This is a genomic window from Pantoea sp. S61 (assembly GCF_016625145.1).
GTDB classification, from domain to species: Bacteria; Pseudomonadota; Gammaproteobacteria; order Enterobacterales; family Enterobacteriaceae; genus Pantoea; species Pantoea rwandensis_B.
Genome location: NZ_JACVUO010000049.1, coordinates 1 through 3,279 on the forward strand (window position 1 = coordinate 1; position 3,279 = coordinate 3,279).

Annotated in this window: 2 protein-coding genes; both read right to left on the minus strand. The window is 55.8% G+C overall.

Features of this window, described 5'->3' with window-relative positions:
- Positions 1-25: 25 nt before the first annotated feature.
- Positions 26-2,116 (minus strand): tyrosine-type recombinase/integrase, encoded by a 2,091-nt coding sequence (locus IAE30_RS30230; RefSeq protein WP_234472910.1) that lies wholly within the window; start codon positions 2,114-2,116, stop codon positions 26-28.
- A 107-nt stretch (positions 2,117-2,223) separates the two neighbouring features.
- Positions 2,224-3,216: a site-specific integrase gene (locus tag IAE30_RS29785; RefSeq protein WP_200539298.1), complete on the minus strand. Its 993-nt coding sequence runs from the start codon at positions 3,214-3,216 to the stop codon at positions 2,224-2,226.
- Between the last annotated feature and the right edge of the window lie 63 nt (positions 3,217-3,279).

Consider the following 3,279-nt stretch of genomic DNA (forward strand, 5'->3'; position numbering starts at 1 on the left):
GGTTATGTGGAATTTCAATACTGGTTTATTTATCTGGTGTCGCAACATCTTTTAACTTATTAATCAGGGCAGCCACTGCCGCAGCGTCGTTTTCTACAGCAGCCTGCTCGTCATCAGTTAAAGGAATTTCCTGCATCATTCGTATCAGGCTCTGCTGACTTTCCAGATATTGGGTTGAAGAGGATGATTTCGGCATGTAAAACGCGCATTTTGCACAGGCCATGCGATGCGGACACTGGTCAAAAAAATCATAGCTACATAATCCGTGACCAAGATCATAATAACGCCAGGGCTTACCTTCGGCAGACTGTCCTGATGCGATCACGTTCTGATCGATCAGAACTGTAACCATGCGGCGATTCCTTTCAAAATAGCCTGCATTCTCCAGTGAACCCGCCAGCCTGGTTGGCGTAATATCGACATAATGGCGCGTAGACTCTGGCGAAGCGTGTCCCAGCCATTTTTGAAGTTCAAAAATATCCAGCGGCTCCCGGGCGTTATAAAGCTGACTGGCGATGGTCGCTCTTGCCCGGTGGCTGGTGATCCTGCCTCTGGCATCATGCTCCGGCAGGCCAGCCTTTTTGCATAATAAAGGGATAAGAGATTTATTGATGTAGCCCGGATTAACGCATTTTCCCCGGTGCATAAACAGAAAATGCACGCTTTCGCCGGTTTTGAGATCTTCCTGCGCCGGTTGCGCCCTTCGAACCTGCTCCCACCGTTCGATCGATTTTCCTACAGCCGGATCTACCGGTTTGGTAAATGCCGCCCAGGTCTTGCTGACCGGCACGTCCAGCAGGCAGATACGGGGTGAATTATTGTCTTCCGGCAGCTGCCAGCTGATACAGCCGCAGCGCATACGAAGGATTTCATCCCGCCTCAGCCCCCCAAAAAGCCAGAGAACACTGATCGCAGAGACCATTTCCAGCGGATAATAGTAGGGCGAGGTTGCACTGACCGACAGATCTGATTCATGAAGATTAAGGCCGGCGTGAAGCAATTTACACCAGATGTCGTCGGCCACGGGGCGAGGCGCAGGGCCGATTAAAGATGTCAGGCTGCGCGGAGCGCGGAACACCCTCTCCGGGCTAAATTTAACGGGGATCCAGCCCCATTCCTGCAGGTCATGGAAGAATGTCTGTACGTGCCTGATCAGTCCTTTCCGGGCGGCGGGCATCATCAGCATCCCCTGGCGTTCCTTATACATCCCACCAGGATTTGACCAGTCACCAATCTTCATGCCGCATGCTGCTGTCACCCAGCCAATGGCGGTGTCACGCGTCCAGTCTGCAGGTGAAAGTAAAGCCGGATGGCGTGCCGCCAGCCAGCGGCCGCATTTCAGTAAAACATACCAGCAGCTCAGAACGGTAGAAGGACGCAGTACTGAGGTGGCTTTCCACCGTTCGCACCATGACAGCCATTCAGCGGGAACGTCAGCGACCGCTACGTACTCAAGAGGCGGGCGGCGGCGTGGCCTGATGCGGTGGTCAAAGCCCTGCGCAATGATGCCCGAGGCAGCCAGTATGCGCGACAGCGTGGCAGAGGCTGACCGGATATAAGCCGGTCCCGTTGCAGAAATGCGCTGTAAAGTCTCCACCGTAAGTTTGTCCGGGCGGGGTTCATGCTGGATTAGCATGGCCATACACAGGGCATTTCTGATACGACTGTCGCTGCACTCCCGCTCAGCATACCCCAGCTGACAGGCCATATCATCAAACAGGGTAACGGCAGCCTCCGTGGTCTGTCGGCCAAACACCTTCAGGCAGAGGCGATACTGGAAAAACGCGCCGCAGTGCTCCAGCCGGTCAAAACCGCATAACAGCCAGGCGATCGCCATCACATACTGCCGGCAGTTGCCGCTCGCACCAAAACGCCGGCGAAATTCACCTTCAGTACTGCCGATGACCGCAGACCATTCTTCCGCAGACCAGGCCCAGTACGTTTTCCGGGTACGCTGCATCTCAAGGACTATATCATGAATGGCTGAATTATAAGGCGCGCTGGCCGTATGCATCCTGGTCAGTATGTGACGTAACGGCAGTGTAAGGCGGGAAAGCGGCTCCAGCGCACAAGGTGGCCAGTTTTTTCCACCTTGCCGAAAGTGATCGATTAGCATATCCAGAGCTTCAGGTTCGCCTGACAAAAAATCAGATCGCGCATCCCACCGCGGGTCAGGAAAGACAAACGACTCTGCCGGGCAGGGAGCCCGCTTATCGGAGCGCATCACTGTGTAGATTCACGTAGTGCGGCGAGCGTATTGGTACGCAGGGATGCTACCGTGCGCCCGAAGCGTTGGCTCAGGTCACGGGCGCTGAGATGAATATACAGCAGCGTTGACTGGATGCGGCGATGGCCGGCGAACATGGCAATCTCATGGATGTCCCAGCCGGCACGGGCCAGTTCCGTCAGGCAGAGATGCCGGAAGGTGTGGGTGCTGATGGATGGCTGGCCTGCCTTAAGCGCAAGACTGCGTACGATCTTGGACCAGGTCCAGCCGCTGACGGGTTCCGCCCGGTTACGCGGTGATCTCGACAGAAAAAGCGGGCCTCGGGATGTGCTGAGCTGGCGACGTTCAGCCAGCCAGTCCATAAAGAGTTCTCCGGTAACTGACGAATAAGGCACCACGCGGCCACAGCGGTTTTTGGTGTTCTCAGCGCGTACAGTAAGCAGCCGCCGGGCCGGATCGATATCGTCTGTGGCAATTTTACAGAGCTCTTCTCTGCGCAGCGCACAATCGTAGGCCAGCGCCAGCATAAAACGGGTCCGGATATCAGCCCGTCCCGCCACCTCCAGAAAATGCACCCAGTCCTCATCATCGGGGATCCACGGCAGCCGCCGCTGCACCGGTACGATGCCCGGTCTTCCCTTCCCGTTGTTTTTCCACATGCCCCGTCTGACCGGATTTTTCTCCCGCAACCCCTCCTCACAGAGCCAGTCACAGTAAAGTCGTACCACCGTCAGCCGGTGACGGATAGTGGCAGCCGCGAGCTGGCGACTGAGGTGCAGACTACGCACATAGAGTGCGACCGTGTCACGCCCAGCGGCAACAGCAGTCTGAGCAACGGAGTGGCAGAAAGCGAGCCAGTCATTGATGCCACGGGCATAGGCATCAACAGTGTTTGGGGCACGCAGCAGGTCTTCCTGCAGGCATACCCACCGGAGTGCTGAAGGATCGGCTGCCAGAAAAGGCAGTGTATCCAGCCGTTTTTTCTGCACAGTGCCCCCTTACTAAAATCAGCATGTGTTGTATGAAATATAGTCAATTCCAAATAACATAGA